Below are 25,950 nucleotides of genomic sequence, written 5' to 3' on the forward strand. Positions count from 1 at the left end.
GCATCAAGGTGATCAAGCGCATGGCCTACGGCTACCGGGACAGCAGCTTCTTCTTCATGAAAATCAAAGCCGCTTTCCCCGGTAATCCGTGAAGAACCATAAAAAAAGGCGGGAGCCTGCCTCTAGCTTCCCGCCTCGAAAATATCGGCCGTTGTTCCGGCCGGCTGTGTCCTGTGTACTCAGAGCTTGGCGATGGATACCTCCGTGGATTTGACGAAGGCGATCACTTCGCTGCCGACGCCAAGCTCCAGTTCGCGCACCGAGCGGGTGGTGATCACCGAGGTGACGATTCCGGCGGCGGTCTGCACGTCGATTTCCGAGAGCACGTCGCCTTCGATGATTTCCTTGATGGTGCCCCTGAACTGGTTGCGTACGTTGATGGCTTTGATGGTCATGGTTTCTCTCCTGAACGTGATGGATGCCGGGCATCCCTGGTCAAAGCGCCCAGCGCAGGTGCGTCGGGAGCGGTGAAGCGGTTTCCGGCGGAAGCGCCGGGTGGGCGAGGACCCGTTCGAGCACGTTTGCTTCCAGCGCGGCGAAGGCCGCCGAGCCCCGCTGGCGCGGTCGCGGCAGGCGTACCGGCAGGTCGAGGCCGATTCGGCCGTCCTCGATCAGGATCACCCGGTCAGCCAGGGCGATGGCTTCGCCGACGTCGTGGGTGACCAGCAGCACGGTGAAGCCATGGCGCTGCCAGAGGCGCTCGATGAGTTGCTGCATTTCGATCCGGGTCAGGGCATCCAGCGCGCCGAGCGGTTCGTCGAGAAGCAACAGGCGCGGCCGGTGGATCAGGGCACGGGCCAGGGCGACGCGCTGCTTCTGTCCTCCGGACAGGGCCGCCGGCCAGTCGCCCGCGCGGTCCGCCAGGCCGACCGCTTCCAGGGCTTCCAGGGCGCGCGGCCGCCAATCGCCCGAGAGGCCCAGGCCAACGTTGTCGATCACCCGTTTCCAGGGCAGCAGACGCGCGTCCTGGAACATCAGGCGGATGTCTTCGCGGGCCTCGGCCAGGGCGCGCCTGCCGCTGCTGAGCTGGCCTGCGCCGGGGCTGTCGAGCCCGGCCAACAGGCGCAGCAGGGTGCTCTTGCCGCAGCCGCTGCGGCCGACCACGGCGACGAACTGGCCGGCCGGGATCTGCAGGTCGATGCCATGCAGCACCCGGCGCTCGCCGAAGTCCCGGACGAGGCCGGACAGGCTCAGCGGCAGGCCGTGGTGCAGGTTGTGCAGGGCGGTCATGGATTACCTCCGTGGGGCTGGTAGGCCGGGTGCCAGCGCAGCCAGGCGCGTTCCAGGGCGCGGGCAGCGAGGTCGGCGAGCTTGCCGAGCACGGCGTAGAGCAGGATCGCCAGCACCACGATGTCGGTCTGCAGGAATTCCCGCGCATTCATCGCCAGGTAGCCGATGCCGGCGTTGGCCGAGATGGTTTCGGCGACGATCAGGGTCAACCACATGAAGCCGAGGGCGAAGCGCACGCCGACCAGGATCGATGGCAACGCGCCAGGGAGGATGACCGCGCGGAACAGGGCGAAGCCGGAGAGGCCGTAGCTGCGCGCCATTTCCACCAGGGCCGGGTCGACGTTGCGGATGCCGTGGTAGGTATTGAGGTAGATCGGGAACAGCGTGCCGAGGGCGACCAGGAAGATCTTCGCCGTCTCGTCGATGCCGAACCACAGGATGACCAGTGGGATCAACGCCAGGTGCGGGATGTTGCGGATCATCTGCACCGAGCTGTCCAGCAGCCGCTCGCCCCAGCGCGACAAGCCGGTGATGAAACCGAGCAGCAGGCCGAGCCCGCCGCCGATGAGAAAACCGATGGCCGCGCGCTGGCTACTGACGGCCAGGTGGGTCCAGAGCTCGCCGCTGGCCACCTGCGCCCAGCCGGCTTCCAGCACAGCGCTGGGGGCCGGAAGGATACGGCTGGACAGCCAGCCGCCGGCCACCGCGGTCTGCCAGAGCGCCAGCAGGGCGATGGGCAGCGCCCAGGGGGCCAGGCGCTGGCTGAGGGAATGGAGGGTCATAATGTGCTCCCGGTCAGTCTTGTCGTTGGGTGTGGGGCTGAGACTCCACCCCTCACCCCGGCCCTTTCCCAGAAGGGCGAGGAGTTGGTGCGCGTGGGGCTTGAATCGGGGCGGGATGCTTGGGTGAACGCGGTCCACCGCTCCTCACTCCTCACCTCTCACTCCCCACCCCCTTCAACTCGCTGCCGCCGTCTTGGGCAGGATGTCATTGGCGACCATCTCGCCGAAGGGGCTGACGTAGCCGCGTGCCGGTACTTGGCTGGGCTGGGCCAGGTCCAGGTGTGGGAACAGTAGTTCGGCGACGCGGTAGGCCTCTTCCAGGTGCGGGTAGCCGGAGAAGATGAAGGTGTCGATGCCCAGGTCGGCGTACTCGCGGACGCGTTCGGCCACGGTCGCCCCGGAGCCGACCAGGGCGGTGCCGGCGCCGCCGCGTACCAGGCCGACCCCGGCCCAGAGGTTGGGTGCGACTTCCAGCTTGTCGCGCTTGCCGTTGTGCAGCGCGGCCATGCGCCGCTGGCCTACCGAGTCGAAGCGCGCGAGGGATGCCTGGGCGCGGGCGATGGTGTCGTCGTCCAGGTGGCTGATCAGGCGATCCGCGGCCCGCCAGGCCTCTTCGTCGGTTTCCCGGACGATGACGTGCAGGCGAATACCGAAGCGCACCTGGCGGCCCCGGGCGGCAGCTTTCTCGCGCACCTGGGCGATCTTCTCGGCCACCGCGGCCGGCGGTTCGCCCCAGGTCAGGTACAGCTCCACCTGCTCGGCGGCGAGGTCCTGCGCCGCATCCGAGGAGCCGCCGAAGTACAGCGGCGGGCGCGGTTGCTGGATCGGCGGGTAAAGCAGCTTGGCGCCCTTCACCCGGAGGTGCTTGCCGTCGTAATCCACCACCTCGCCCTCCAGCACGCGGCGCCAGATGCGGGTGAACTCCACCGAAGCTTCATAGCGCTCGGCGTGGGACAGGTCGAGGCCGTCGCCGGCCAATTCGTCCGGGTCGCCGCCAGTGACCAGGTTGAACAGCGCCCGGCCGTTGGACAGCCGGTCCAGGGTCGCCGCCTGGCGTGCGGCCACGGTGGGTGAGACGACGCCGGGGCGCAGCGCGACCAGGAATTTCAGACGCTGGGTCACCGGGATCAGCGAGGCGGCCACCAGCCAGGAATCCTCGCAGGAGCGGCCGGTGGGGATCAGCACGCCGCCAAAGCCGAGCCGGTCGGCGGCCTGGGCGATCTGCGAAAGGTAGCCGTGGTCGACCGCGCGTGCACCTTCGGCGGTGCCGAGGTAGTGGCCGTCGCCATGGGTGGGCAGGAACCAGAACACATTGAGGCTCATGGGGAATTCTCCTTATTCGCTCAGAGAGCGGTGCGCGCGGCGGTGGCCTGGGCCGGGGGCGTCCAGACGCGCTCGGCGATGCTCACGGATTTCGGGATCAGCTTGAGGGCGGCGAAGGTGTCGGCGATGCGCTGTTGCTCGGCGATCACGCGCGTATCGAGGAACTGGGCGCCATGGCCCTTGCGCAGCACCGCCTGGCGGGTGATCTCGGTTGACAGCCCGAGCAACGGTGCGACCAGCTCGGTGGCGGCGTCGGGGTTGGCGCGGGTCCACTCGCCGATGGCGCGGATTTCCTCCACCAGCACGGCGATCACCTCGGGGTGGCGTTCGGCATAAGGCCGGGCGGCCAGGTAGAACTGGTGGTTGCTCACCAGTCCGTTGCCGTCGCGCAGGATACGTGCCTGTAACTGGTGCTCGGCGGCGGCCTGGAACGGGTCCCAGATCACCCAGGCGTCCACGCTGCCGCGTTCGAAGGCGGCACGGGCATCGGCAGGTGGCAGGTACACCGGGGTGACGTCACGGCTCGACAGGCCGGCGTCTTCCAGCGCGCGGACCAGCAGGTAGTGGACGTTGGAGCCTTTGTTGAGAGCGATCTTCTTGCCCTTCAGCTCGGCCACCGAGCGGAGCGGCGAGTCCTTGGAAACGAGGATGGCTTCGCCGCTGGGCGCCGGCGGCTCATAGGCGACGTAGACCAGGTCCGCCCCCGCCGCCTGGGCAAAGATCGGCGGTGCCTCGCCGGTGGTGCCGAAGTCGATGGAGCCGACGTTCAATCCTTCGAGCAACTGCGGGCCGGCCGGGAACTCGGTCCATTGCACCTCGATGCCCTTGTCGGCGAGACGCTTCTCCAGCGTGCCGCTGGCCTTGAGCAGCACCAGGCTGCCGTATTTCTGGTAGCCGATCCGCAGGGGTTCGGCCTGTGCGTGGATGATTGCGCCGAAAGACAGGGCCGCGGCAAACAGGGCGACCAGACTCCGACGCAAAGTGATGGTGCGCATGGCGCCTCTCCTTTGCTGTGTGTCAGGGATTCCTGCTTGCCCGTTGGCGGGCCAGTAAGGCTTTTTCTAGCGGTAAGCCGATGGGCTTTGGCTTGAGGTTTATAGCTTGCCGCTCGTAGCTGCTTTAAATACTCCAACGGGCCGTTGCCAGCCGTTCGCTCAACAGGTGGGCTTCCAGTGGACGCGGGCGGCGGGCGAGGGCGGCGAGCAGTTGCTCCGTCGCTTCGTCCAGGCGCGTGCCCAGTTCTTCGTCGAAACTCGCCGGCAGGCCACCGTCCGGGTAGGTGATTTGCCCGTCGGTGGCGAATACGCCGGCGAGCAGCTCCTGGGCCTTGAGCGCCGCCAGCACCGGTTTCAGTGCGTAGTCCACTGCCAGCAGATGGGCCTGGCTGCCGGCGCTGGCCAGTGGCAGGACTACCTTGTGCGCCAGGGCGCGCTCCGGTAGCAGATCGAGCAACACCTTGAGCGCGCCGGCGAAGGAGGCCTTGTACACCGGCGTCGAGACCACCAGGCCGTCGGCGCTGGCGATCAACGTTTGCAGATACTGCACGGCGGGGCTGTCGAAGCGGGCGTGGAGCAGGTCCTCGGCGGAAAAATCGCGGACCCGCAGCAGGCTGGTTTCCACCTGCCGCGCCTCCAGCCGCTCACGCACGCGACCCAGCAGCAACTCGCTGCGCGAGCGCGCCGACGGGCTGCCGGAAAGCAGGACGACATGCATCTCGACGCCTCACTTGTTCGGTTGCGGGGTGAGCCGCAGGTAGGGGCGCACGGCGCGGTAGCCCTTGGGGAAGCGCTGGCGGATTTCGTCTTCGTCCTTCAGTGAAGGCACGATCACCACGTCGTCGCCGTCCTGCCAGTTGGCCGGTGTCGCCACCTTGTGCGAGTCGGTGAGTTGCAGTGAATCGATGACCCGCAGGATCTCGTGGAAGTTGCGCCCCGTGCTGGCCGGGTAGGTGATGATCAGGCGAATCTTCTTGTTCGGGTCGATAACGAACAGCGAACGCACGGTGAGGGTATCGCTGGCGTTCGGGTGGATCAGGTCGTAGAGGTCGGACACCGTGCGGTCGGCGTCGGCGAGGATCGGGAAGTTGACTGTGGTGCCCTGGGTTTCGTTGATGTCATCGATCCAGCGCACATGCGAGTCCACCGGGTCCACCGAGAGCGCGATGGCCTTGACGTTGCGGGCGGTGAATTCGTCTTTCAGCTTGGCGGTGAAGCCCAGCTCGGTGGTGCATACCGGGGTGAAGTCGGCGGGGTGGGAGAACAGCACGCCCCAGCTATCGCCCAGCCACTCATGGAAACGGATCGGGCCCTGGCTGGAATCCTGTTCGAAGTCGGGGGCAGTATCGCCGAGTCTGAGGCTCATGGGGTGCTCCTGCGGTGAATGTGTTGGGAGGGCTCACTATGTACAGGCGCGATTCAAATTAAAAAGAATAAATATAAATTTATTTATTCTTTATTGTTATTTAAGTGGGCTTCGTGCTCATCCTTGAGCACGCGCTCCATTCACTCATTCGATGGTCGCCCGGCGCAGGCGCAGCGCGTTGAACACCACCGAGGCCGAGCTGACGCTCATTGCCAGGGCGGCGATCAGCGGCGACAGCAGGTGCCCGGTCAGCGGGTACAGCAACCCGGCGGCCAGTGGTATGCCCATGGCGTTGTAGGCGAAGGCGAAGGTCAGGTTCTGGTGCATGTTGCGCACGGTGGCCACGGACAGGCTGCGGGCGCGCAGGATGCCCAGCAGGTCGCCCTTGACCAGGGTCACCTGGGCGCTGTTCATCGCCACGTCGGTGCCGGTGCCCATGGCGATGCCGACATCGGCGCGGGCCAGGGCGGGGGCGTCGTTGATGCCGTCGCCGGCCATCGCCACGCGGTGTCCGGCCTGTTGCAGGTTGGCCGCGAGGCGTTCCTTGTCCTGCGGTTTGACCTCGCCGTGGACTTCCTCGATGCCGAGCTGGCGGGCGACCGAGCGGGCGGTGGTGAGGCCGTCGCCGGTGGCCATGATCACGCGTACGCCGTCGGCCTGCAGGCGCTCCACCGCCAGCCGGGAGGTCGGTTTGATCGGGTCGGCCACGGCCAGCAGGCCCGCCAGGCGGCCGTCCACCGCCAGGTACATGATGCTGGTGCCGTCGCCGCGCAATTGCTCGGCCCGGGCCTGCAAGGCGTCGGTGGCTACGCAGGCGTCGGCCATCAACGCCGTGTTACCCAGTTGCAGGCGGCGGCCCTCGACCTGCCCGCGCACGCCGATGCCGGAGGCGGACTCGAAGTCTTCCGCCGGGCTCAAGGCCAGGCCGGCGCTACGTGCCCGCTCGACGATGGCGTGGGCCAGCGGGTGTTCGCTGCCCTGGTCGAGGCTGGCGGCCAGACGCAGCACCTCCTCCTCGCCGAAGCCGGCGACGGCCTCGACGCTGTGGAAGGCCGGGCGGCCCTCGGTGAGGGTGCCGGTCTTGTCGACGATCAGGGTGTCGATCTTGCGCAGGTTCTCGATGGCCGCCGCATCGCGGAACAGCACGCCGCTGCCGGCGGCCTTGCCGGTGGCGACCATCACCGACATCGGCGTGGCCAGGCCGAGGGCGCAGGGGCAGGCGATGATCAGCACCGCCACGGCGTTGATCAGGCCGAACACCCAGCTCGGCTGCGGCCCCCACAGGCCCCAGCCGAAGAAGGTCAGGACGGCGATGGCGATCACCGCCAGGACGAAGTAACCGGCGATTACATCCGCCAGGCGCTGCATCGGCGCCTTGGAGCGCTGCGCCTGCACCACCATCTGCACGATCTGCGCGAGCATGGTCGCCGAGCCGACCTTCTGTGCCTGCATCACCAGGCTGCCGTGGGTGTTGAGGGTGGCGCCGATCAGCGTGTCGCCGGTTCGCTTCATCACCGGCAGCGGCTCGCCGGTGAGCATGGATTCGTCCACCGCGCTTTCGCCCTGCAGCACCACACCATCGACCGGTACCTTCTCGCCGGGGCGTACGCGCAGGGTGTCGCCGCTGTGTACATGGCTCAGTGGAATGTCCTCTTCGCTGCCGTCGGCGGCGATCCGGCGCGCGGTCTTGGGCGCGAGGCCGAGCAGCGAGCGGATGGCGGCCGAGGTCTGCGAGCGGGCCCTGAGTTCAAGCATCTGCCCGAGCAGGGTCAGTGAGATGATCACCGCCGCCGCCTCGTAATACACGCCGATCCGGCCGTCCACCTCGAAGGTGGCCGGGAACACGCCGGGCGCCAGGGTGGCGGCGAGGCTGTAGAGGAAGGCGGCGGACGTGCCGAGGCCGATCAGCGTCCACATGTTCGGGCTGCGCTGGATGACCGAGCGCACACCGCGGACGTAGAACGGCCAGCCGGCCCAGAGCGCCACGGGGGCGGCGATGGCCAGTTCGACCCAGTTCTGCGTAGTGCCATGGAACAGGTTCAGGGCATGTCCGCCCATGGCCAGCAGGGTGACGATCACGGTCAGCGGCAGGGTCCACCAGAAGCGCCGGCTGAAGTCCTTGAGTTCCGGGTTCTCCTCCTGCTCCAGCTCGGGCAGCACCGGTTCCAGGGTCATGCCGCACTTGGGGCAGGTGCCGGGGCCGCGCTGGCGGATCTCCGGGTGCATAGGGCAGGTGTATTCGCCTTCGTCGGCTGCCGGGGGCACCACCGCCATCGGAGCGGTTGGCGTGTGATGGTGATGCTCATGGTTGTGCATAGTCAGTTCCTGTCGCCGTCCTTGGAGTGATGGCCACCGTGGGAGTGACCGAACAGGTGCAGCAGCGGGCACAGCAGCAGAATCAGATAGGGCAGCGCCTGGGATAGATGGCCGTAATGCTCGCGGGCCAGGTAGAACAGGGCGATGACCAGCAGCATGCCCAGCACGATGCCGGGCCGGCTGCGCCAGAACGGTGGGGGCGGGGTGGAAGAAGGGCTCATGGCTGCTCCTGTGCCGGAAGCTCCCGGCCGCCGCGGCGTGCACGCCGCTACGGCCGGGAACTTCCGCGTGGTTCAAGGGTTGGTCGGCTGCTTCATCATGTCCGACTGCTGATCCATCATCTTCATCATCATGTTCATCATTCCTATGCCGCCGCCCATGCCCCCGCCCTTGCCGCCGGACATGCCCATTCCCATGCCCATTCCCGGGCAATTGTTCTGCAGCATGGCCATGCCTTCCCGCATCGCCTGCATGCCCTCCTGCATCGCGGCCTGGCGTTCGGCCGGGGTCTTGGCGGCGGCGATCCTGTCGTGGATGGCCTGCATTTTCTGCATCTGTTCGGTCATGGCCTGATCCTGCGCGGGGGCGGCGTCTGTCGGTGCCGCCGGGGTCTGTTCGGGATGGTGTTCGTCGACGGCCAGGGCGAACAACGGGCTGCCGATCAAGAGGGCGGCGACGAGTGCTTTGACGGGTGTGTTCATGGTGAATCTCCAGAAAGTGAGGAGTCAGCGGGTAACCGGCCACCTGCATGCAGCGCAGCCGGGCAGGAGCGGCCGGAAACTCCGGCACGCCGGGAGGGGTTTCAATCGTTGAAGCGGACGAAGCGCAAGCGGGCAGGGGGCGCCGGCGGAGCCGGAAGCTGCAAGGCGAGGAAGGCGAACGGCAAGGTGCCGCGCGCGACGATCGGCAACGCGGGCAGCAGCAGTACCGCCCAGAGGGCGTGACCGAGGGAGAGCAGGGACAGGGAGGACAGTAGCGACACGGAGGTGTCTTCGCAGAATTGCAGGCAACCGCTGGCGTGCGCGGCGTGGTCATGATCAGGCCCGGCGTGTTCGAGCAGCGCATGGCCGGCAGCCGGATCATGGGGCGGTTGGCTCAGGCAGCCCTGGCCCGCGGCCACCGCAAAGGCCAACAGCCAGAGCACCAGGGCCAGGCGTATCAGCTGCGGCAGGCGGTTGCGAAACCAAGTCATTCCGCGATTCCTTTTCGACGATGGTTCGAACTTACAGCATGGCTCATCCGGGCCATTGATCCACATCAAGCGTGGATCGGGACTGTGCACTGCGCCATGTGCCGACCGAGGGGCGGAAGCAGTGCTATGGTGACTGGCCGGCCGCTTCGTCGTGCCGGTTCATCGAGGACTTTCCAAGGAGTAGCCATGATTCGCGTCACCGTCTCCTATGCCGCCCGCGAAGGCGCGCGTTTCGACCACGCTTACTACCAGAACCGGCATGCCGCGCTGATTCGCGAGCACCTCGGTGCGCACGGTCTGCGCCGGCTGGAGATCGACCAGGCGCTGTCCGACGCCGCCGGTAACCCGGCCCCGGTGGTTGCGGCGGCCCACATGCTCTTCGACGACGTTGCCGCGTTCCAGGCGGCGATGGCGGCTGGCGGGCAACCGTTGATGGCCGATGTCGCCAATTACACGGATATCGAGCCGCAGATTCTGATCAGCCAGGTTCACGTCGCCTTCGAGGGCTGAAGGCGAGACGGCTTACGCTCGTAGCCCGAATAAGCCTTGGCGCAATCCGGGAAATCGCCCCCGGATTGCGCTTCGCTTATCCGGGCTACGGAGTCAGGTCGTCATGCGGCTGGCGTTGTGTCAGCCGCGCATGTCGATGCCGTAGCGGTGCACCCGGCGATACAGGGTCGCCCGCGAAATGCCCAGCGCCCGCGCCGTGGGTACGGGTTTCCAGCGATGGCGGATGAGGGCATCGAGCAGGGCCTGGCGCTCCGGGTCGTCGCAGACGTCGCCGGGGTCGGCGGTGGGCGGCGTACCGTTGCCGCGCAGCTCCGGCGGCAGGTCTTCCAACTGGATCGAGGTGCCGCTGCACAGCGCGCAGGCATAGCGCAGCACGTGGCGTAGCTGGCGCACGTTGCCCGGCCAGCGGTAGCCGAGCAGGCATTCGAGGGCGGCGGCGCTGAGGCCGACGCGCACGCCGCAGCGTGCCGCCTCCTCGTCCAGCAGGCGGGTGATCAGAGCCAGCCGGTCGCTGCGTTCGCGCAACGGCGGTAGTTGGAAGCAGGCGCCGCCGAGGCGGAAGTAGAGGTCCTCGCGGAATTCTCCGGCCGCCACCAGGGCCGCCAGGTCGCGGTGGGTGGCGCAGATCACCTGGATGTCCACGCTCTCCCGGCGCGACGCGCCCAGGGGCGCCACTTCGCCTTCGGCCAGCACGCGCAGCAGACGGGTTTGCAGGCCGAGGGGCATGTCGCCGATCTCGTCGAGGAACAGCGTCCCGCCGTCGGCCTGTTGCAGCAGCCCGCGCATGCCCTTGCTGGAGGCGCCGGTGAAGGCACCGGCGACGTAGCCGAACAGCTCGCTCTCGATCAGGCTCTCCGGGATTGCCGCGCAATTCAGCGCGACGAAGGGCTGGTCACGGCGGGCGCTGGCCTGGTGGAGCTGGCGGGCGAAGACTTCCTTGCCGACGCCGGTCTCGCCCTGGATCAGCACCGGCAGGTGGCGGTCCTTGACCCGCACCGCCAGGCGCAGGCTCTCGGCGATACGTGGGTCCAGCTCGGCGGCTGCGGTGTCAGGCCGCCGCACCGCCCGGCTGGTCCGGCGCGGTGCGCTCAGGCGCACGTGCAGTTCGGCGTCGGTGCCATGCCCGCGCAAAACGCGGGGTGCTTCGTCGGCAGCGGCATGCAGCGTGTCCAGGTCGAATACTTCGCCGATGTGTTCCGGCACCTGGCCGAGCCGCTGTTGCAGGTAGCGCCGGGCAGCCGGGTTGAGGGCCCGCAGGCGACCGTCGTCGTCCCAGGCGAAGAGGTAGTCGGGCTGGCTGTCCACGTAGCCCGGCGCGCTGTGTGCCCGCAGCACCCAGTGGCCCTGGGCGCTGTGCATGAAGTAGGCGTTTTCGATCTGACGCGCGCTCTGCGCCACCATCTGGCGGATCAGGTGCTGGCTGCGGCGGTCGTCGGGAGAGCGCACGGCGGAGACGTCGAGTACGCCGAGCAGTTCGCCCTGCGGATCGAACACCGGCGCGGCGGAGCAGGTGAGGTCGATGAACGCGGCGCGGAAGTGATCGCGCTTGTGCACCGTCACCGGCACGCCGCCGACCAGCACGGCGGCGACGCCGCAGGTGCCTTCCTCGCCCTCCGACCAGCAGGTGCCGAGGTACAGGCCGGCCTTGCGGCAATCGTTGCGGATCGCCGATTCGACGCGGTAGTCGATGGTCTGCCCGTGGGCATCGGTGAGCAACACGCAATAGTCGGCGCCGCGGACCTGGCCGTGCAGGCGGGCGACTTCCTCGCTGGCGATGCGCAGGAACAGCTCGGAGCGCTCCCGGCACTCGTTGAGCTGGGGCTGGGACAGGATGCGCGGCCCCTGCAGGGAACCGGGGTCCAGGCGGTATTGCTCCATCGAGCGGCGCCAGGAGTCGAGGATCAGCGACGGCACCGGCGCTTCGGGTAGCCGGGCGGCGTTCTTCAGCACGCGGCTGACGCAATCCACGTGGGCTTTCGAGTGTGCGGAAAGCATGGGCCTCCCTCTCTGCATCTTGTTCTTGTGCGCCCATTAAGCGCCGTCCCCGGAGCCCGGACAAGCGCGACGTGGCTGAACGGCACGGATGAGACGCTGCGTCTCAGCGTCTCGCCTGGCGGCCCGGCAAAGTGAAATGCAGCGTCTCATCCATCGCCTTCGTCCATCTCCCTATCAATCCAGCGGAGCCGCTCTGCCATGGGGATTTGCGGCGAAGTGGGTGCGATCTGGCACCGGCCTTGCTCTAGCCCTCCCGACACCGGCGCCGTCGAGCGCCGGACCTCCGAACAAGAACAAGAGAGGTGTGGCATGGCCGAGCGTTCGCCCGCCATGAGCCGTATTCCGCTGACCGTTGGGATCATTGCCAACCCGGCTTCCGGGCGCGACCTGCGCCGCCTGACCGCCAAGGCCGGACTGTTTTCCAGCACCGACAAGGCGGCGGTGGTACAGCGCCTGCTCGGCGCCTTCGGTGCCACCGGCATCGAACGGGTGCTGATGCCGCCGGACATGACCGGCATCGCCGCCGCCGTGCTCAAGGCCCGCGACAGCCGTCAGGCCCGGGAGGGCCGCTGGCCGGAGGTAGAGTTCCTGGATATCTCGCTGCGCCAGAGCGTCGAGGACACCCGCCTGGCGGCGCGTCGGATGGCCGAGCGGGGCGTCGCGCTGATCGCCGTGCTCGGCGGCGACGGCACGCACAAGGCGGTGGCCGCCGAAGTGGGCGACATCCCGCTGCTGACCCTTTCCACCGGCACCAACAATGCCTTCCCCGAATTGCGCGAGGCTACCAGCGCCGGACTCGCTGGCGGGCTCTGCGCCAGCGGCCGGATACCGCCCGAGATCGGCCTGCGCCGCAACAAGCGCCTGCTGGTGCGCGAGCCCCAGCGGGGATTGTGCGAGTGGGCTTTGGTGGATGTCGCGGTATCGCCGCTGCCGTTCATCGGCGCCCGCGCCATCAGCCGCGCGGAGGACTTGGCGGAAGTCTTCGTGACCTTCGCCGAGCCCTGGGCCATCGGCCTGTCGGCGCTCTGCGGGCTGTGGTTCCCGGTGTCGCGCCAAGCACCGGGCGGGGCCTGGATGCGCCTGCACCCCGAGGCCCGCGAAGCGCTGCTGGCACCGCTTGCCCCCGGCCTGCTGGAGGGATGCGGCGTGGTCGCGGCAGGGCCGCTGGAGCCCGGTGTGCCGCGTTCGCTGGCGCTCGGCTGCGGCACCCTGGCGCTGGATGGCGAGCGCGAGATCGAGTTCGGCCCCGCCGACCGCCCCACCGTCACCCTGGATGCCTACGGCCCGCTGAGCATCGATGTCGAGGCCGTCCTGGCCTATGCGGCACGCCACCGCCTGCTGTGTGTCGGCCGCGATCACCCGCAACACCCCGTCAACCGTTTCCCTGAAGACAACCCTGGAGAAAAACAAGATGTCCACTCACCTGTCCGCTGACCAGTTGCTGCATGCCTACCGGGTCATGCGCACCATCCGTGCCTTCGAAGAACGGCTCCACGTGGAATTCGCCACCGGCGAGATTCCCGGATTCGTCCACCTCTACGCCGGCGAGGAGGCGTCCGCCGCTGGCGTCATGGCGCACCTCACCGACGAGGACTGCATCGCCTCCACTCACCGTGGCCACGGCCACTGCATCGCCAAGGGCGTGGACGTGCACGGAATGATGGCCGAGATCTACGGCAAAAAGACCGGCGTCTGCCAGGGCAAGGGCGGCTCCATGCACATCGCCGACCTGGAGAAAGGCATGCTCGGCGCCAACGGCATCGTCGGTGCCGGTGCGCCGCTCGCCGCCGGTGCCGCGCTGGCTGCCAAGCTCAAGGGCAGCCGAGGCGTGGCGGTGGCCTTCTTCGGCGACGGCGGCTCCAACGAGGGCGCGGTGTTCGAGGCGATGAACCTGGCCTCGGTGTGGAACCTGCCGTGCATCTTCGTCGCCGAGAACAACGGCTACGCCGAGGCCACTGCGTCGAATTGGTCGGTGGCCTGCGACCACATCGCCGACCGCGCCGCCGGCTTCGGCATGCCCGGCGTGACGGTGGACGGCTTCGACTTCTTCGCCGTTCACGAGGCGGCCGGCGCCGCCATCGAGCGTGCCCGGGCCGGCGAGGGGCCGTCGCTGATCGAAGTGAAGCTGACCCGCTACTACGGCCACTTCGAAGGCGATGCCCAGACCTACCGCGACCCCGACGAGGTGAAGCACTACCGCGAGCAGCGCGACTGCCTGATGCAGTTCCGCGAGCGCACCACCCGCGCCGGCCTGCTCGACGCCGCCCAACTGGATCGCATCGACAGCGAGGTGGAGGCGCAGATCGACGACGCGGTGCGCTGCGCCAAGACCGACCCGAAACCGCAGCCGGCCGATCTGCTGACCGATGTGTACGTGACCTATCCCTGATCACCGAACGACTAGCGAAGGACAATCATCATGGCGAGAAAAATCAGCTACCAGCAGGCGATCAACGAGGCCCTGGCCCAGGAAATGCGCCGCGACAGCAGCGTTTTTATCATGGGCGAAGACAACGCCGGCGGCGCCGGTGCGCCGGGCGAGCAGGATGCCTGGGGCGGCGTGCTGGGCGTGACCAAGGGGCTCTACCACCAGTTCCCCGGCCGGGTCCTGGACACCCCGTTGTCCGAGGTGGGTTACGTCGGTGCCGCCGTCGGCGCGGCGACCCAGGGCATGCGCCCGGTGTGCGAACTCATGTTCGTCGACTTCGCCGGCTGTTGCCTGGACCAGATCCTCAACCAGGCGGCCAAGTTTCGCTACATGTTCGGCGGCAAGGCGGTCACCCCGCTGGTGCTGCGCACCATGGTCGGCGCCGGCCTGCGCGCCGCCGCCCAGCACTCGCAGATGCTTACCGCGCTGTGGACGCATATTCCCGGCCTGAAGGTGGTCTGTCCGTCGTCGCCCTACGACGCCAAGGGCTTGCTGATCCAGGCGATCCGCGACAACGATCCGGTGATCTTCTGCGAGCACAAGCTCCTCTACGGCATGCAGGGCGATGTGCCGGAAGAGCTGTACACGGTGCCTTTCGGCGAGGCCAATTTCCTCCGCGAAGGCGATGACATGACCCTGGTCACCTACGGCCGGATGGTCCACGTGGCCATGGAAGCGGCCGGCCGCCTGGCGCGCGAGGGCATCGATTGCGAGGTACTGGACCTGCGCACCACCAGCCCGCTGGATGAAGACAGCATCCTGGAAAGCGTGGAGAAGACCGGTCACCTGGTGGTGATCGACGAAGCCAATCCGCGCTGCTCCATGGCCACCGATATCGCTGCCCTGGTGGCGCGTAATGCCTTCGGCGCGCTGCGTGCCCCCATCGGCCTGGTCACCGCGCCGCACACGCCGGTGCCGTTCTCCGATGCGCTGGAAGACCTGTACATCCCCGATGCGGCGAAGATCGAAGCCGAAGTGCGCCGGGTGATCGAAGGGAGGAAGGTGGCATGAGCCAGATCCATACCCTGACCATGCCCAAGTGGGGCCTGTCCATGACCGAGGGCCGGGTGGACGCCTGGCTGAAGAACGAGGGCGATCTCATCGAGAAGGGCGAGGATGTGCTCGACGTCGAGACCGACAAGATTTCCAGCAGCGTCGAGGCGCCGTTCTCCGGTGTGCTGCGGCGCAAGGTGGCCCGTGAGGACGAGACCCTGCCGGTGGGCGCGCTGCTGGCGGTGGTGGTGGACGGCGAGGTGAGCGATGCCGAGATCGACGCGGTGGTCGAGCGCTTCCAGGCCGAATTCGTCCCCGGTGGCGAGGAGGGCGAAGAGGCCGGCCCGGCGCCGCGCAAGGTGGAGCTGGATGGCCGCAGCATTCGCTTCTTCGACCGTGGTGAGGGCGGTACGCCGCTGGTGCTGGTGCACGGCTTCGGCGGCGACCTGAACAACTGGCTGTTCAACCACGAGGCGCTGGCCGCCGCGCGCCGGGTGATCGCCCTCGACCTGCCGGGGCATGGCGAATCGACCAAGACGCTGGAGCAGGGCGATCTGGACGAGCTGAGCCGCACCGTGCTGGCGCTGCTCGATCACCTGGACATCGAGCATGCTCACCTCGCCGGGCATTCCATGGGCGGCGCCGTCTCGTTGAACGCCGCGTGCCTGGCACCGCAGCGGGTGCGTTCGCTGGTGCTGATCGCCAGTGCCGGCCTGGGCCCGGAAATCAACGGCGCCTACCTGCACGGCTTCGTCGACGCGGCCAACCGCAACGCGCTGAAACCGCAACTGGCGCAGCTCTTTTCCGACCCGGCGCTGGTTACCCGGCAGATGCTGGAGGACATGCTCAAGTACAAGCGCCTCGAAGGTGTCGAGGCCGCCTTGCGCCAACTGGCCGGCACGCTGTTCGCCGAGGGGCGCCAGCGCATCGACCTGCGCCCGGTGGTGGAGCAGGGCGAGCGCCCGGTGCTGGTGGTCTGGGGGGCCGACGACGCCATCATTCCGGCCCGCCACGCGGAGGGGTTGCCGGCGCAGGTGGAGATTCTCCCCGGCCAGGCGCACATGGTGCAGATGGAGGCGGCGGAGCGGGTCAACGGCCTGATCCAGGCGTTTCTCCAGGCGCAATGAATGAAGGGAATGCTCCGGCCGCCTGGTGGCCGGGGTTTGGTCAGCTTGAGTGGAGATGAGTCATGACAGCTTCTATCGATACCGCCAGCATGCGTGCGGCGGTCTGGCACGGCCGCAACGACATCCGCGTGGAAGACGTCCCGCTGCCGGGCGACCCGCCGCCCGGTTGGGTACAGATTCGCGTGCATTGGTGCGGCATCTGCGGCTCGGACCTGCACGAATACCTCGCCGGGCCGGTGTTCATCCCGGTGGAGGCGCCGCACCCGCTCACCGGCATCAAGGGCCAGTGCATCCTCGGCCACGAATTCTGTGGCGAGATCGCCCGGCTCGGCGATGGCGTGCAGGGTTACGCCGTGGGCGAGCGGGTCGCTGCCGACGCCTGCCAGCATTGCGGCACCTGCTACTACTGCACCCATGGCCTGTATAACCTCTGCGAGAACCTGGCCTTCACCGGCCTGATGAACAACGGCGCCTTCGCTGAATGGGTGAACGTGCCGGCCAACCTGCTCTACAAGTTGCCGGCGGATTTCCCCAGCGAGGCCGGCGCGTTGATCGAGCCGCTGGCGGTGGGCATGCACGCGGTGAAGAAGGCCGGCAGCCTGCTCGGGCGTAACGTGGTGGTGGTCGGCGCCGGCACCATCGGGCTGTGCACCATCATGTGTGCCAAGGCGGCCGGCGCGGCGCAGGTGATCGCCCTGGAAATGTCCTCGGCGCGCAAGGCCAAGGCGAAGGAGGTGGGTGCCAGCCACGTGCTCGACCCCAACGAATGCGACGTCCTCGCCGAAATCCGCGCACTCACTGGCGGGCTGGGCGCGGATGTCAGCTTCGAGTGCATCGGTCACAAGCGCACCGCCAAGCTGGCCATCGACACCATCCGCAAGGCGGGCACCTGCGTGCTGGTGGGCATCTTCGAAGAGCCCAGCGAGTTCAACTTCTTCGAGCTGGTCTCCACCGAGAAGCAGGTGATCGGCGCGCTGGCCTACAACGGCGAATTCGCCGACGTGATCGCCTTCATCGCCGATGGCCGTCTGGACATCACACCCCTGGTCACCGGCCGCATCGGCCTGGAGCAGATTGTCAGCCAGGGCTTTGAAGAGCTGGTGCACAACAAGGAGCACAACGTGAAGATCATCGTCTCGCCCACCGGCACCTGAGCGGACCGAGGTGAGCGTTTGCCCGGTGCCCCGACCGGGCTTTTTTATGGTTCTTCACGGATTGCCGGAGAAGCCGTGGGCGAGTGAATTCGCCCCTGTAAGGGGGCTCCGTTGGGGCGAATCGACACGCCTGCATGACCACGATCGAGACTGGACCGATACGTCAGAAAACCAACGGCGAATTCAGAGTAAGTCATTGATCGATCTGAAACATTTCTCCACGCGACGAACGTCTCCGAGACGGATAGACTGCGCGCGCTGGATGGACTGTCGCACTGCCACGGATGGCGCGGCGACGGTTCTCGCCATCTCCCCCGGAGTTGAGCGAGGTCAAGGCCGTTCCTGACCAATCGGTCTATGGTGGGCCTACCTCTACCCAAGGGAGGGCCCGACATGGCGAAGAAATTCCCCCTCAACCCCAGCCACCCCGAGCGCATCTGCTGGGGCTGCGACCGCTACTGCCCGACCAGCGATCTCGCCTGCGGAAACGGCACCACCCGCACCATGCACCCGGCGGAAATGATGGGCGAGGATTGGTACAAGTTCGGCGATTGGGGCATCGAAGTGATCGAGGTGAAGGAAGAAGAGCCGAACCAGGCGTGACATCTTCCAACGCAGCTGTTCTCGGGCTCTTCCGGCATCTCGCATGAAAAACATCAAGATCACCCTGTGGGCGCTGTTGATCGGCATGACGTTGCTCTGGGCGCTCGCCGATACCTTCCTGCCGCAACCGCTGACCTACTTTTCCCTGCGCCATGTGCTGGTGCAGTACACCGGCGTCATGGCCATGGCGGCGATGAGCGTGGCCGTGCTGCTGGCCGTCCGGCCCCGCATGCCCGAGCGCTGGCTGGGTGGCCTGGACAAGATGTACCGGCTGCACAAGTGGCTCGGCATCGGCGCGCTGGTGTTCGGCGGCGTCCATTGGCTGTGGGCCAAGGGCACTAAATGGGCGGTGGGCTGGGGCTGGCTGACTCGTCCGGCGCGCGGGCAGGGCGGAGGGCAAAGCCTGGGCACCCTGGAGCAGCTACTGCGCGGCCAGCGCGGGCTGGCCGAAACGCTTGGCGAATGGGCGTTCTATGCCATGGTGCTGTTGATCGTATTGGCCCTGGCCAAGCGCTTTCCCTATCACTGGTTCGCCAAGACGCACAGGCTCCTGGCCGCGCTCTACCTCGTGCTGGTGTTCCACTCGGTGGTACTGATCGAAATCGATTACTGGGCCCAGCCGGTCGGCCTGGTCATAGCGCTGCTGATGCTCGGCGGCAGCCTCGCGGCGTTCCGGTCGCTGGCCAAGGGCATCGGTGCCGGACGCAAGGTGAGGGGCGCGATCCGCTCGCTGATCCACTACCCGGAGCTGGATGTACTGGAAACCTGCATCGACCTGCAGCCGGGTTGGGCGGGGCACCAGGCCGGGCAGTTCGCCTTCGTGACCTCGTCCCGGCGCGAAGGCGCGCACCCGTACACCATCGCTTCGGCCTGGGATGCCCGCCGGCCGCGAATCACCTTCATCACCAAGGCGCTGGGCGACCATACCCGCCGCCTGCCGCGCACCCTAAAGGTGGGAGCCTCCGTGACGGTGGAGGGCCCCTATGGCTGCTTCACTTTCGAGGACCGCAAGAAGCGGCAGATATGGATCGGCGCCGGCATCGGCATCACACCCTTCGTCGCCCGCATGAAGCAACTCGCCCGGACGCCGGACCGCCAGCACCTCATCGACCTGTTCCACCCCACCGGGCAGTATTCGCCCGAGGCAATCGGCAAACTGCGCGCCGATGCGGAGGCGGCAGGGGTCAGGCTGCATTTGCTGATCGCCGACCAGAACGGCCGCCTCAGTGGCGAGCGGCTACGCGAGGAACTGCCGGACTGGCGCGACGCGAGCTTCTGGTTCTGCGGCCCGCCCGGCTTCGGCACAGCGCTGCGTGACGATCTGGTGGAACATGGCTTGGACCAGGCGGACTTCCATCAGGAGCTGTTTCAGCTTCGCTGAGTGCGCGATGCCAGAAATTCTCTTACTGCCGCTGCCAGAACTTCGAATATTCCTCGAACGGATAGCGGGTGCCGTCATAGCGGACGGTCTCGCTGGCGGTGCGCAGCACTTTGCCGTCTTCGAAATCGTTGCGTACCCGCGAGGTCACGATCAGGTCCGCATAGCCGTTGGAGCGGTTCGGGCCGATACCGAGCGTCAGGCGCGAGGCTTCCACTTCGAAGTCGCTGTCCGCAACGCAGGACGTGCCTTTCACTGTCGTCCACTGGCTGAGGTAGGTGGAAAACACCGGGCGCAATTGGCCGCCGTCGGGCACCACCAGGGTAAGCAGATCGTCAAACCCCCCGTCCGGGCAACTGGCACCACGGGCAACGCTGCGGAACACCACACCGAACGCCCGAACCCCCGGCGCCAGGTGATAGCGCGCGGTGTCCAGCCACAGGCTGCCGCTATCGACCTCGGTGGCTGCGTCTTCTTCCAGGCGCGTCTCGTAGCGCTCCCGGAGCGTACTGGCTGCACCCTCCACCTTGGCCAACAGCAGGCGAGGGGACCGTTCGCCGGGCGGCGCATCGTCCGTCGAATCGAGATAGGCGACCGCCACCACTGTCTGTGCCGGATCGTCCGGCCAACGCTTGCAGGCCGCAGCGATGACCCGGCTGTCCGACTCATCGGGTACGTTCCACCCCTCCTGGCCCAGTTGCCTGCCGAGGGAATAAAGCAACTCGCTGCTACACGGCTGAGCATCATCGGCCCAGGCTGGCTGACTCAGGCAGGTGCAGGTGAGCAGGAAAGCGGATGTCCAGGCGGGAAGGCGGCGAGAACGGTCCATGTATGTGGTTCCTGACGAGGGACAGGGGGTAATTATGGTGGCTGGAGTCGTGAGCGGGGTAGTGGGGTTGTAGGGGCGAATTCATTCGCCCATGGGACGCGGAGCGTCCCGGGAGGCATTCCCACGCGGAGCGTGGGAACGATCAAATGTACTCGCCCCCCATGCGGATGGCATAGCGCCATAACCCAAGGTTTTAAGCTGCTCCCAAACGGCATAACCGGCCGTTCCGCTTCGTCTATCGTCACGGGTATACCGTCGAATTTCTCCTCGTTCGCTCGTTTTACCCCGCGCCGGCCGTATTGCAGCGGGCGGGTCGGGTTCCCGGAGGGTGGGCGTTTCCGCTCGCTTTACAGGAGGTTCGCGTTGCCGCCGGGAGGGCTTTTCCGGGTTGCCTCGGTTGCGGTGGCGTATCGGCCCGGCGTTGCTCAAGCCAACAGAAGGAGATTGTGATGACCACTCCCAAGAAAGCCGCGTTACTGGCCTTGCTCGGCGCTTCGTTCGTGACGGCCGGCGCCTGGGCGGCGGAACCCGCCTTCATTGCCGCCAAATCGTCCGAGCTGAACTGGGTTCCTGCGCCATCGGTGGGGCCCGGGGCGATGCTCGCTGTGATCGAAGGCGATCCCAAGACCGGCGACCCCTTCACCATGCGCCTGAAGCTGCCGGCGAACACCCGGATCGGCGTGCATACCCATCCGGTGACCGAGCGTGTCACGGTGATCTCGGGCACGTTCTACTTCGCTACCGGCGACACGTTCGACGATACCCAGGCTGCGGCCTATCAGGCGGGTGACATGTTGGTCATTCCGGCCGGCATGCCGATGTTCGCCGGCACCAAAGAGGGAGAGGCCGAGTTGCAGTTGCACGGTGCGGGCCCTTGGGGCATCAGCTACCTCGATCCGGCTGACGATCCCAGGAAGCAATGACGCGGTAGCACACCCTCGCCCTGGCGGAAGCCTGCTGCCGGGGCGGGCGTCGCCGTGCGTGTCTGTCTCATACCCTCGGACGACTCACTTCGAGCTGCTTGGCGGTCCCGGATACGCTGCGCGGCAGGATCATTCATTTGTCATTTTCGATCATTGAGCCGGTCTGGTCCGGGTCGTATCGTCCGTTCACACCGCACGGACGGCGTATCGGTCCGGGGCGGGCCTCACAAGAACAACGATCGAGAGGAAGACACGATGTCCGAATTGAACCTGCCCCCCCAGGCCGCCGCTTCGTTGCAACACTGGCACGGGATGATCGACCGGCGCGACCTGTCGGCACTGCCCGAGCTGCTGGCAGAGAGCGTGGTGTTCCGTTCGCCCATGGCGCATACGCCATACCCGGGGGCGGCGGTGGTTTCGACCATCCTCAATACGGTGCTCCAGGTTTTCGAGGATTTCCGCTATCACCGCCAGTTGGCCACGGCCGATGGCCTGAGCGTGGTGCTGGAGTTCAGTGCCCGGGTCAACGGGCGTGAATTGAAGGGCATCGATATGATCCGTTTCGACGAGCAGGGCAAGATCGTCGAGTTCGAAGTCATGGTCCGTCCCATGAGCGGCTTGCAGGCGCTCGGCGAGGAAATGGGGCGGCGTCTGGGAGCCTACCTGGCGGCCGCCAAGGGTTAATGGCCCCGCCCGCCGAACAGGAGCTGCAAATGCCGCAGCACCTTGCGTTCGAAGTTCTCCGCTGTATCCGCTGACGGCGGGCTGCCCGGGCCGAGGATGCGGTAGTCCGGGCCCTGCCATTTGGCGAAGTGGTTGATGTCGCGTTTGACGAATTCCTTGTAGGCGCGCCACTTGCTCTCGTTTTCCGGCGGGATGCTGGTTCCGGGGACTTCGCCGCTGGCGGCTTTGATCATGCGTTCCGAGCCGCTGAAGCCGACGCTGTTTCGCTTTGGTTCGCTGCCATTGAATGAATAGCTGCTGGGATAGACGTCCTCGATCCCTTGTTTCGTCTGGTCCAGGAAACGGTTGGTGTTCCTGTCGAAGTCGGCGCCGGGCTGGCCGATCACATGGGCCCAGTTGTTCCAGGCTTTCCTTGCGTCGTGCTTGATGTGATGGAAAGCCGCCAGCACGTTGACGAACCCCACCAGGCCCCGGCCGGTTTCGGCGGCGGCGCTGCCCACCAGGACGCACAGCAGCGAGAGCGGATGCCAGCGTACCGGGAGGGCATTGCGGCGGGGCGATAGGATCAGATCGACGTTGTTGCAGATGTTGGCGATGCAGTCGATGTCGTCGCGGGTGTGTTTCTGCTTCATCACGCGGATGGCCACGGTGAGCAGGCTGTCGATGAAGTCCGGCGTGTATTGCATCAGTTGGCGGCCGATGTCTTCGTAGCGTGCGTCGGCGTGGCAATCGCCACCGTCGGCGCGCAGCGAGGGGTAGCAGTACGGGTGCAGCGGAAATTCCCTGGACGGTGAGCGCAAGACGGCGTAGCGGGTTTCGCCGACGAGGAATTCGACGCTGCCGTCGGCGGTGAACTTCTGTCGGGCGAAGCTGAAGAGGTACTTGAACACTTGCTGGTCGTAGAGGTCGACCTCGCCGCCGGTCTTGTGCTTGTCGGTGACCGGGTCATGCAGATCGCGCAGGTCGGCGATCGCACTGACGAGGGCATAGAGCGGGGCGGTTGGGCGGTCTGTACTGGCGTGACTGGCCAGCCCCGCGGCGCATCCGGGATGCCCGCAGACCGCCAGGCGCTCGGCATCGGTTCCCCGCAGGCGTTCATCGGTTACCGACCAGTGGCCGTTGGCACAGCGGTAATAGAACGGGCCGCTGGTGCAGTGCTGCGCGGCCAGTGCCGGGCCGGGCGCGATCTCGTACGCGGGGCCGGACAGTGGACCATGGCAATTGCGGTCGCCGCAGACGTAGTAGCCCAGGCTGGCGGGGGGCGTCGGGATGCGGTTCCAATGTCCTGCAATGCATTGCTGGAAGATCATGAGCGGCCTCGTGGATGGTGGGAGCCGGGGCAGACGATGGCCTCGGGGCCGCCAGAGCGAGACGGGCCCCTTTCCTGATAGTCGCTGGTACGCGCTGTGTCGAGGCGCAAGGCGTGAAGATTTGCCCCTACAGTGTGAGTTTTGGATCGTAGCCCGGATAAGCCAGGGCGCAATCCGGGGGCACGGTCCCGGATTACGCTGATGCTTATCCGGGCTACGGCCCCTGTGTAGGAGCGAGCTGTGCTTGCGATTGGGGCCTCGCAAGAGCTTCGCCAGCAGAGCTGGCTCCTACGAAAAGCAGATCCGTTGTGGGAGGAATTCATTCGCCCGGCGAGTGAGTTCGTCTCTACGGGCCTGGCTTTTTGGGGGCGGTTTTGTTCCAGCGACGTTCGATGACGCCCGACGAGGTGGCCTTGAGCAGGCGCTTGAAGGTCGGGCATTCCAGGTGGCTCGGGGCAGGACAGGCCGCCGCGTGCCGCAATCCTTTGCTCATGGCCTCGAGGCGTTTGATGAGGGTGTCGATCTCGTCGGCTTTCGTCGCGAGCAATTGCCGGTCGATGTTCGGTGTGCCATCGGGCGAGAACATCGAGCGAATCTCATCCAGCGATAACCCGGCTGCCTGGCCGAGGGAGATCAGGGCCAGCTGGTCGAGAATGCCGGGCCCGAACCAGCGCCGGGTCCCTTGCTGGCTGAGGGAGACGATCAGGCCCTTCTTTTCGTAGAAACGCAGCGTCGATGCTGGTATTCCGCTGCGTTTGGCGACTTCGGCGATGTCCATTCATGTTCTCTTGACTTGAAGTTGACTTCAACTTTTACAGTGAGCCCCGACACCTTCACTCGTCAACGATCAAGGGGCTCATATGACGCTACTGCACGACATCATCCAGGTCTCTCTCATCGGTATCGGCGCCACCGCTGTCATGGATCTCTGGCTCAGCCTGCTCAGGCGCCTGGGCGTCCAGACTCTGAGCATGGCCTTCATCGGGCGCTGGGTCGGGCATCTGTTTCGTGGACGTTTCGCCCACGCCGCCATCGCCAAGGCACAACCCATCCCCAGCGAACTGGCCCTGGGCTGGCTCACCCACTATGTCGTTGGCGTTGCCTTCGCCGGCGTGCTGGTGGCTCTCGCCGGTATCGATTGGACGGCCAACCCGACCCTGCTGCCCGCCGTGCTGGTCGGCGCGGGGACCGTCGTGGCGCCGCTGTTCGTGATGCAACCTGCGATGGGGGCCGGCTTTGCCGCCTCGAAAACACCGACGCCCTTGAAGAACTGCCTGCGTAGCCTGGCCAACCATACGGTCTTCGGCCTGGGACTTTTCATCTCCGCGCTCCTGATCGACTGGCTGGTTTTTTGAGCCGGCCTTGCCGAACGACATTCCCAACCGCAAGGACACATCGCCATGAAGAAACTCGCCGTCATCTACCACAGTGCCTACGGGCACACCGAACACATCGCCCGCCAGATCTGCGAAGGCGCCCAGGGCGTGCCTGGCACCGAGGTCCATTTGCTCAAGGCCGAGGACCTGGGCAGGGCGCCGGACGACCTGCTCGGCTTCGATGGCTATATCCTCGGATCGCCCACCTATTTCGGTGGTGTGTCCGGCCCGTTCAAGATTTTCATGGACACCACTGGGCCGCTTTGGCGAGCGCAGAAGCTCAAGGGACGACTCGCGGCCGGGTTCACCGTGTCGTCGCTGCCGGCGGGGGACAAGCAGTCGACGCTCATGTCGCTGTTCGCGTTCTGCATGCAGCATGGGATGCTCTGGGTGGGCAATCCGATCCTGCCCGAACAGCATGGGGGCGTGCCTTATGAGGAAGCGGCCAACCGGCTCGGCTCCTGGTCGGGGTTGATGGCCCAGTCCAGCCACTCCGCTCCGGCCGATGCCTTCGCGCCGGGGGATATCAAGACCGCGCGGATATTCGGCCGGCAGTTTTCCGAAACCCTGCACCGGCTCGCCGGCTTCGCCTGAGCGGAGGTGTCCATGCTTCCCAAGCGTTTCGTTCCGTTGCTGTTCAGCCTGATTCTCTCCGGCCTCATGTCACTGCTGGTGTCCGGGATTTCCACCTACCGGGCTGCCGGGCTGGTGCCGGGGTTTCCCGGTCTTTGGTGCGGTGCCTGGCTGATGGCCTGGCTCTTCGCCTTTCCGGCGGTGCTGTTGGTCACGCCGGTGGCGCGGTCGCTGGTCGAGTGGCTGGTCAGGGCGGAATAGAGGCAGCTCCGCCACGGAATGGGCGACATCGACAGGATCGTTCAAGAAATTCGCAGAATCGTGCAAGCGCCGGAGCGTGGCGATCCGGCAACCTGCGTTGTATCGGCCGACAAGGCCCTGGCTTTCGTATGGAGACATTCATGGCCACAACGCTCGTGCTCAATGGCAAGAACATCACCCTCGATGCAGACCCCAGCATGCCGCTGCTCTGGGCGATCCGCGAAGTCGCCGGGCTGACCGGCACCAAGTTCGGTTGCGGCATGGCGCAGTGCGGCGCCTGTACGGTGCATATGGACGGGCAGGCGGTGCGCTCCTGCGTGTTGCCGCTGTCCGCCGTCGCGGGTAAGCACATCACCACCATCGAGGGTCTGGAAAGCAAGCCCGCCAAGGCGGTTCAGGCCGCCTGGGTGAAATTGCAGGTGCCGCAGTGCGGTTATTGCCAGTCCGGGCAGATCATGTCGGCGACGGCGCTGCTCGAACGCAATGCCGCGCCGAGCGATGCCGACATCGACGCCGCGATGAACGGCAACATTTGCCGTTGCGCCACCTATGCGCGCATTCGCGATGCCATCCACGAAGCTGCCGACACGCTGAAGGCCTGA

General features: G+C 66.5%; 29 protein-coding genes. 14 read left to right on the forward strand and 15 right to left on the reverse strand.

The genetic code is table 11. The features are described 5' to 3' along the window. Positions 1-179: 179 nt before the first annotated feature. The 11 genes from BZL41_RS11020 to BZL41_RS11070 form a co-directional block, all read right to left on the reverse strand. Positions 180-395, reverse strand: coding sequence for a molybdopterin-binding protein (locus BZL41_RS11020; RefSeq protein WP_095599337.1), 216 nt, complete (start codon positions 393-395; stop codon positions 180-182). Between the two features lie 40 nt (positions 396-435). Next, entirely contained in the window at positions 436-1,230 is a 795-nt protein-coding gene (ssuB, locus tag BZL41_RS11025) for an aliphatic sulfonates ABC transporter ATP-binding protein (protein ID WP_095599338.1), read from the reverse strand. Further along, positions 1,227-2,012, reverse strand: coding sequence for an aliphatic sulfonate ABC transporter permease SsuC (gene ssuC, locus BZL41_RS11030; RefSeq protein ID WP_095599339.1), 786 nt, complete (start codon positions 2,010-2,012; stop codon positions 1,227-1,229). The genes ssuB and ssuC overlap by 4 nt, the downstream gene beginning before the upstream one ends. A 174-nt stretch (positions 2,013-2,186) precedes the next feature. Further along, complete coding sequence (ssuD, locus tag BZL41_RS11035; protein WP_095599340.1) at positions 2,187-3,335, reverse strand: FMNH2-dependent alkanesulfonate monooxygenase; 1,149 nt, start codon at positions 3,333-3,335, stop codon at positions 2,187-2,189. A 20-nt stretch (positions 3,336-3,355) separates the two neighbouring features. After that, positions 3,356-4,330: a sulfonate ABC transporter substrate-binding protein gene (locus BZL41_RS11040; RefSeq protein ID WP_095599341.1), complete on the reverse strand. Its 975-nt coding sequence runs from the start codon at positions 4,328-4,330 to the stop codon at positions 3,356-3,358. A 124-nt stretch (positions 4,331-4,454) separates the two neighbouring features. After that, positions 4,455-5,048: an NADPH-dependent FMN reductase gene (gene ssuE, locus BZL41_RS11045; RefSeq protein WP_095599342.1), complete on the reverse strand. Its 594-nt coding sequence runs from the start codon at positions 5,046-5,048 to the stop codon at positions 4,455-4,457. Between the two features lie 9 nt (positions 5,049-5,057). Then, positions 5,058-5,696, reverse strand: coding sequence for a peroxiredoxin (locus BZL41_RS11050; protein ID WP_095599343.1), 639 nt, complete (start codon positions 5,694-5,696; stop codon positions 5,058-5,060). A gap of 144 nt (positions 5,697-5,840) precedes the next feature. After that, the gene (locus BZL41_RS11055) at positions 5,841-7,922 is read right to left on the reverse strand and encodes a copper-translocating P-type ATPase (protein WP_218224501.1); all 2,082 of its coding nucleotides are present in this window, start codon (positions 7,920-7,922) and stop codon (positions 5,841-5,843) included. Between the two features lie 92 nt (positions 7,923-8,014). After that, complete coding sequence (locus BZL41_RS11060) at positions 8,015-8,233, reverse strand: DUF2933 domain-containing protein (RefSeq protein WP_095599344.1); 219 nt, start codon at positions 8,231-8,233, stop codon at positions 8,015-8,017. 72 nt (positions 8,234-8,305) lie between these two features. Continuing rightward, complete coding sequence (locus BZL41_RS11065; protein WP_095599345.1) at positions 8,306-8,713, reverse strand: hypothetical protein; 408 nt, start codon at positions 8,711-8,713, stop codon at positions 8,306-8,308. A 101-nt stretch (positions 8,714-8,814) separates the two neighbouring features. Then, a complete protein-coding gene (locus BZL41_RS11070; RefSeq protein WP_095599346.1) occupies positions 8,815-9,204 on the reverse strand; it encodes a hypothetical protein in 390 nt (129 codons plus the stop codon). A gap of 186 nt (positions 9,205-9,390) precedes the next feature. Here BZL41_RS11070 and BZL41_RS28505 point away from each other — a divergent pair, with 186 nt between their 5' ends. Then, positions 9,391-9,714 (forward strand): EthD family reductase, encoded by a 324-nt coding sequence (locus tag BZL41_RS28505; protein ID WP_168190979.1) that lies wholly within the window; start codon positions 9,391-9,393, stop codon positions 9,712-9,714. A gap of 120 nt (positions 9,715-9,834) precedes the next feature. Here BZL41_RS28505 and BZL41_RS11080 read toward each other — a convergent pair whose 3' ends face one another. After that, positions 9,835-11,709 carry a sigma-54-dependent Fis family transcriptional regulator gene (locus tag BZL41_RS11080; protein ID WP_095599347.1) on the reverse strand — a complete coding sequence of 625 codons (1,875 nt, stop codon included), beginning with the start codon at positions 11,707-11,709 and terminating at the stop codon, positions 9,835-9,837. Between the two features lie 330 nt (positions 11,710-12,039). On the opposite strand from BZL41_RS11080, the gene BZL41_RS11085 reads away from it, so the two are divergent. From BZL41_RS11085 to BZL41_RS11115, 7 genes are all read left to right on the forward strand, one after another. Continuing rightward, a complete protein-coding gene (locus BZL41_RS11085; RefSeq protein WP_095599410.1) occupies positions 12,040-13,143 on the forward strand; it encodes an ATP-NAD kinase family protein in 1,104 nt (367 codons plus the stop codon). After that, the gene (locus BZL41_RS11090; protein ID WP_095599348.1) at positions 13,121-14,098 is read left to right on the forward strand and encodes a thiamine pyrophosphate-dependent dehydrogenase E1 component subunit alpha; all 978 of its coding nucleotides are present in this window, start codon (positions 13,121-13,123) and stop codon (positions 14,096-14,098) included. The genes BZL41_RS11085 and BZL41_RS11090 overlap by 23 nt, the downstream gene beginning before the upstream one ends. Before the next feature lie 30 nt (positions 14,099-14,128). Then, positions 14,129-15,148: an alpha-ketoacid dehydrogenase subunit beta gene (locus BZL41_RS11095; protein ID WP_095599349.1), complete on the forward strand. Its 1,020-nt coding sequence runs from the start codon at positions 14,129-14,131 to the stop codon at positions 15,146-15,148. Continuing rightward, the gene (locus BZL41_RS11100; protein WP_095599350.1) at positions 15,145-16,257 is read left to right on the forward strand and encodes an acetoin dehydrogenase dihydrolipoyllysine-residue acetyltransferase subunit; all 1,113 of its coding nucleotides are present in this window, start codon (positions 15,145-15,147) and stop codon (positions 16,255-16,257) included. The genes BZL41_RS11095 and BZL41_RS11100 overlap by 4 nt, the downstream gene beginning before the upstream one ends. Before the next feature lie 89 nt (positions 16,258-16,346). After that, the gene (locus BZL41_RS11105; protein WP_256578140.1) at positions 16,347-17,411 is read left to right on the forward strand and encodes a 2,3-butanediol dehydrogenase; all 1,065 of its coding nucleotides are present in this window, start codon (positions 16,347-16,349) and stop codon (positions 17,409-17,411) included. 393 nt (positions 17,412-17,804) lie between these two features. Then, positions 17,805-18,014 (forward strand): DUF3079 domain-containing protein, encoded by a 210-nt coding sequence (locus BZL41_RS11110; protein ID WP_095599352.1) that lies wholly within the window; start codon positions 17,805-17,807, stop codon positions 18,012-18,014. Positions 18,015-18,057: 43 nt separating this feature from the next. After that, complete coding sequence (locus BZL41_RS11115; protein WP_095599353.1) at positions 18,058-19,395, forward strand: ferric reductase-like transmembrane domain-containing protein; 1,338 nt, start codon at positions 18,058-18,060, stop codon at positions 19,393-19,395. A gap of 22 nt (positions 19,396-19,417) precedes the next feature. Here the strand turns inward: BZL41_RS11115 and BZL41_RS11120 are convergent, their stop codons facing one another. After that, positions 19,418-20,221, reverse strand: a complete 804-nt coding sequence (locus tag BZL41_RS11120) for a hypothetical protein (RefSeq protein WP_095599354.1) — start codon at positions 20,219-20,221, stop codon at positions 19,418-19,420. Positions 20,222-20,670: 449 nt separating this feature from the next. Between BZL41_RS11120 and BZL41_RS11125 the strand changes: the two genes are divergently transcribed. Both BZL41_RS11125 and BZL41_RS11130 read left to right on the forward strand, forming a co-directional pair. Beyond that, positions 20,671-21,144, forward strand: coding sequence for a cupin domain-containing protein (locus tag BZL41_RS11125; protein WP_095599355.1), 474 nt, complete (start codon positions 20,671-20,673; stop codon positions 21,142-21,144). A gap of 255 nt (positions 21,145-21,399) precedes the next feature. Further along, entirely contained in the window at positions 21,400-21,828 is a 429-nt protein-coding gene (locus BZL41_RS11130) for a nuclear transport factor 2 family protein (protein ID WP_095599356.1), read from the forward strand. Here BZL41_RS11130 and BZL41_RS11135 read toward each other — a convergent pair. Continuing rightward, positions 21,825-23,138 carry a hypothetical protein gene (locus tag BZL41_RS11135; protein ID WP_095599357.1) on the reverse strand — a complete coding sequence of 438 codons (1,314 nt, stop codon included), beginning with the start codon at positions 23,136-23,138 and terminating at the stop codon, positions 21,825-21,827. The genes BZL41_RS11130 and BZL41_RS11135 overlap by 4 nt on opposite strands. A gap of 346 nt (positions 23,139-23,484) precedes the next feature. Continuing rightward, complete coding sequence (locus tag BZL41_RS11140) at positions 23,485-23,916, reverse strand: helix-turn-helix domain-containing protein (RefSeq protein ID WP_095599358.1); 432 nt, start codon at positions 23,914-23,916, stop codon at positions 23,485-23,487. A gap of 82 nt (positions 23,917-23,998) precedes the next feature. Between BZL41_RS11140 and BZL41_RS11145 the strand changes: the two genes are divergently transcribed. The 4 genes from BZL41_RS11145 (at position 23,999) to BZL41_RS11160 (ending at position 25,950) form a co-directional block, all read left to right on the forward strand. Continuing rightward, entirely contained in the window at positions 23,999-24,493 is a 495-nt protein-coding gene (locus BZL41_RS11145; RefSeq protein WP_095599359.1) for a DUF2938 domain-containing protein, read from the forward strand. A 45-nt stretch (positions 24,494-24,538) separates the two neighbouring features. After that, on the forward strand, positions 24,539-25,108 hold the full coding sequence (locus tag BZL41_RS11150; RefSeq protein ID WP_095599360.1) for a flavodoxin family protein: 570 nt from the start codon (positions 24,539-24,541) through the stop codon (positions 25,106-25,108). Positions 25,109-25,120: 12 nt separating this feature from the next. Next, the gene (locus tag BZL41_RS11155; protein ID WP_095599361.1) at positions 25,121-25,348 is read left to right on the forward strand and encodes a DUF2798 domain-containing protein; all 228 of its coding nucleotides are present in this window, start codon (positions 25,121-25,123) and stop codon (positions 25,346-25,348) included. 140 nt (positions 25,349-25,488) lie between these two features. Then, the gene (locus BZL41_RS11160) at positions 25,489-25,950 is read left to right on the forward strand and encodes a (2Fe-2S)-binding protein (RefSeq protein WP_084337605.1); all 462 of its coding nucleotides are present in this window, start codon (positions 25,489-25,491) and stop codon (positions 25,948-25,950) included.

It is taken from the genome of Pseudomonas sp. PIC25 (assembly GCF_002286785.1).
In the GTDB taxonomy this organism is placed as follows: Bacteria; Pseudomonadota; Gammaproteobacteria; order Pseudomonadales; family Pseudomonadaceae; genus Pseudomonas_M.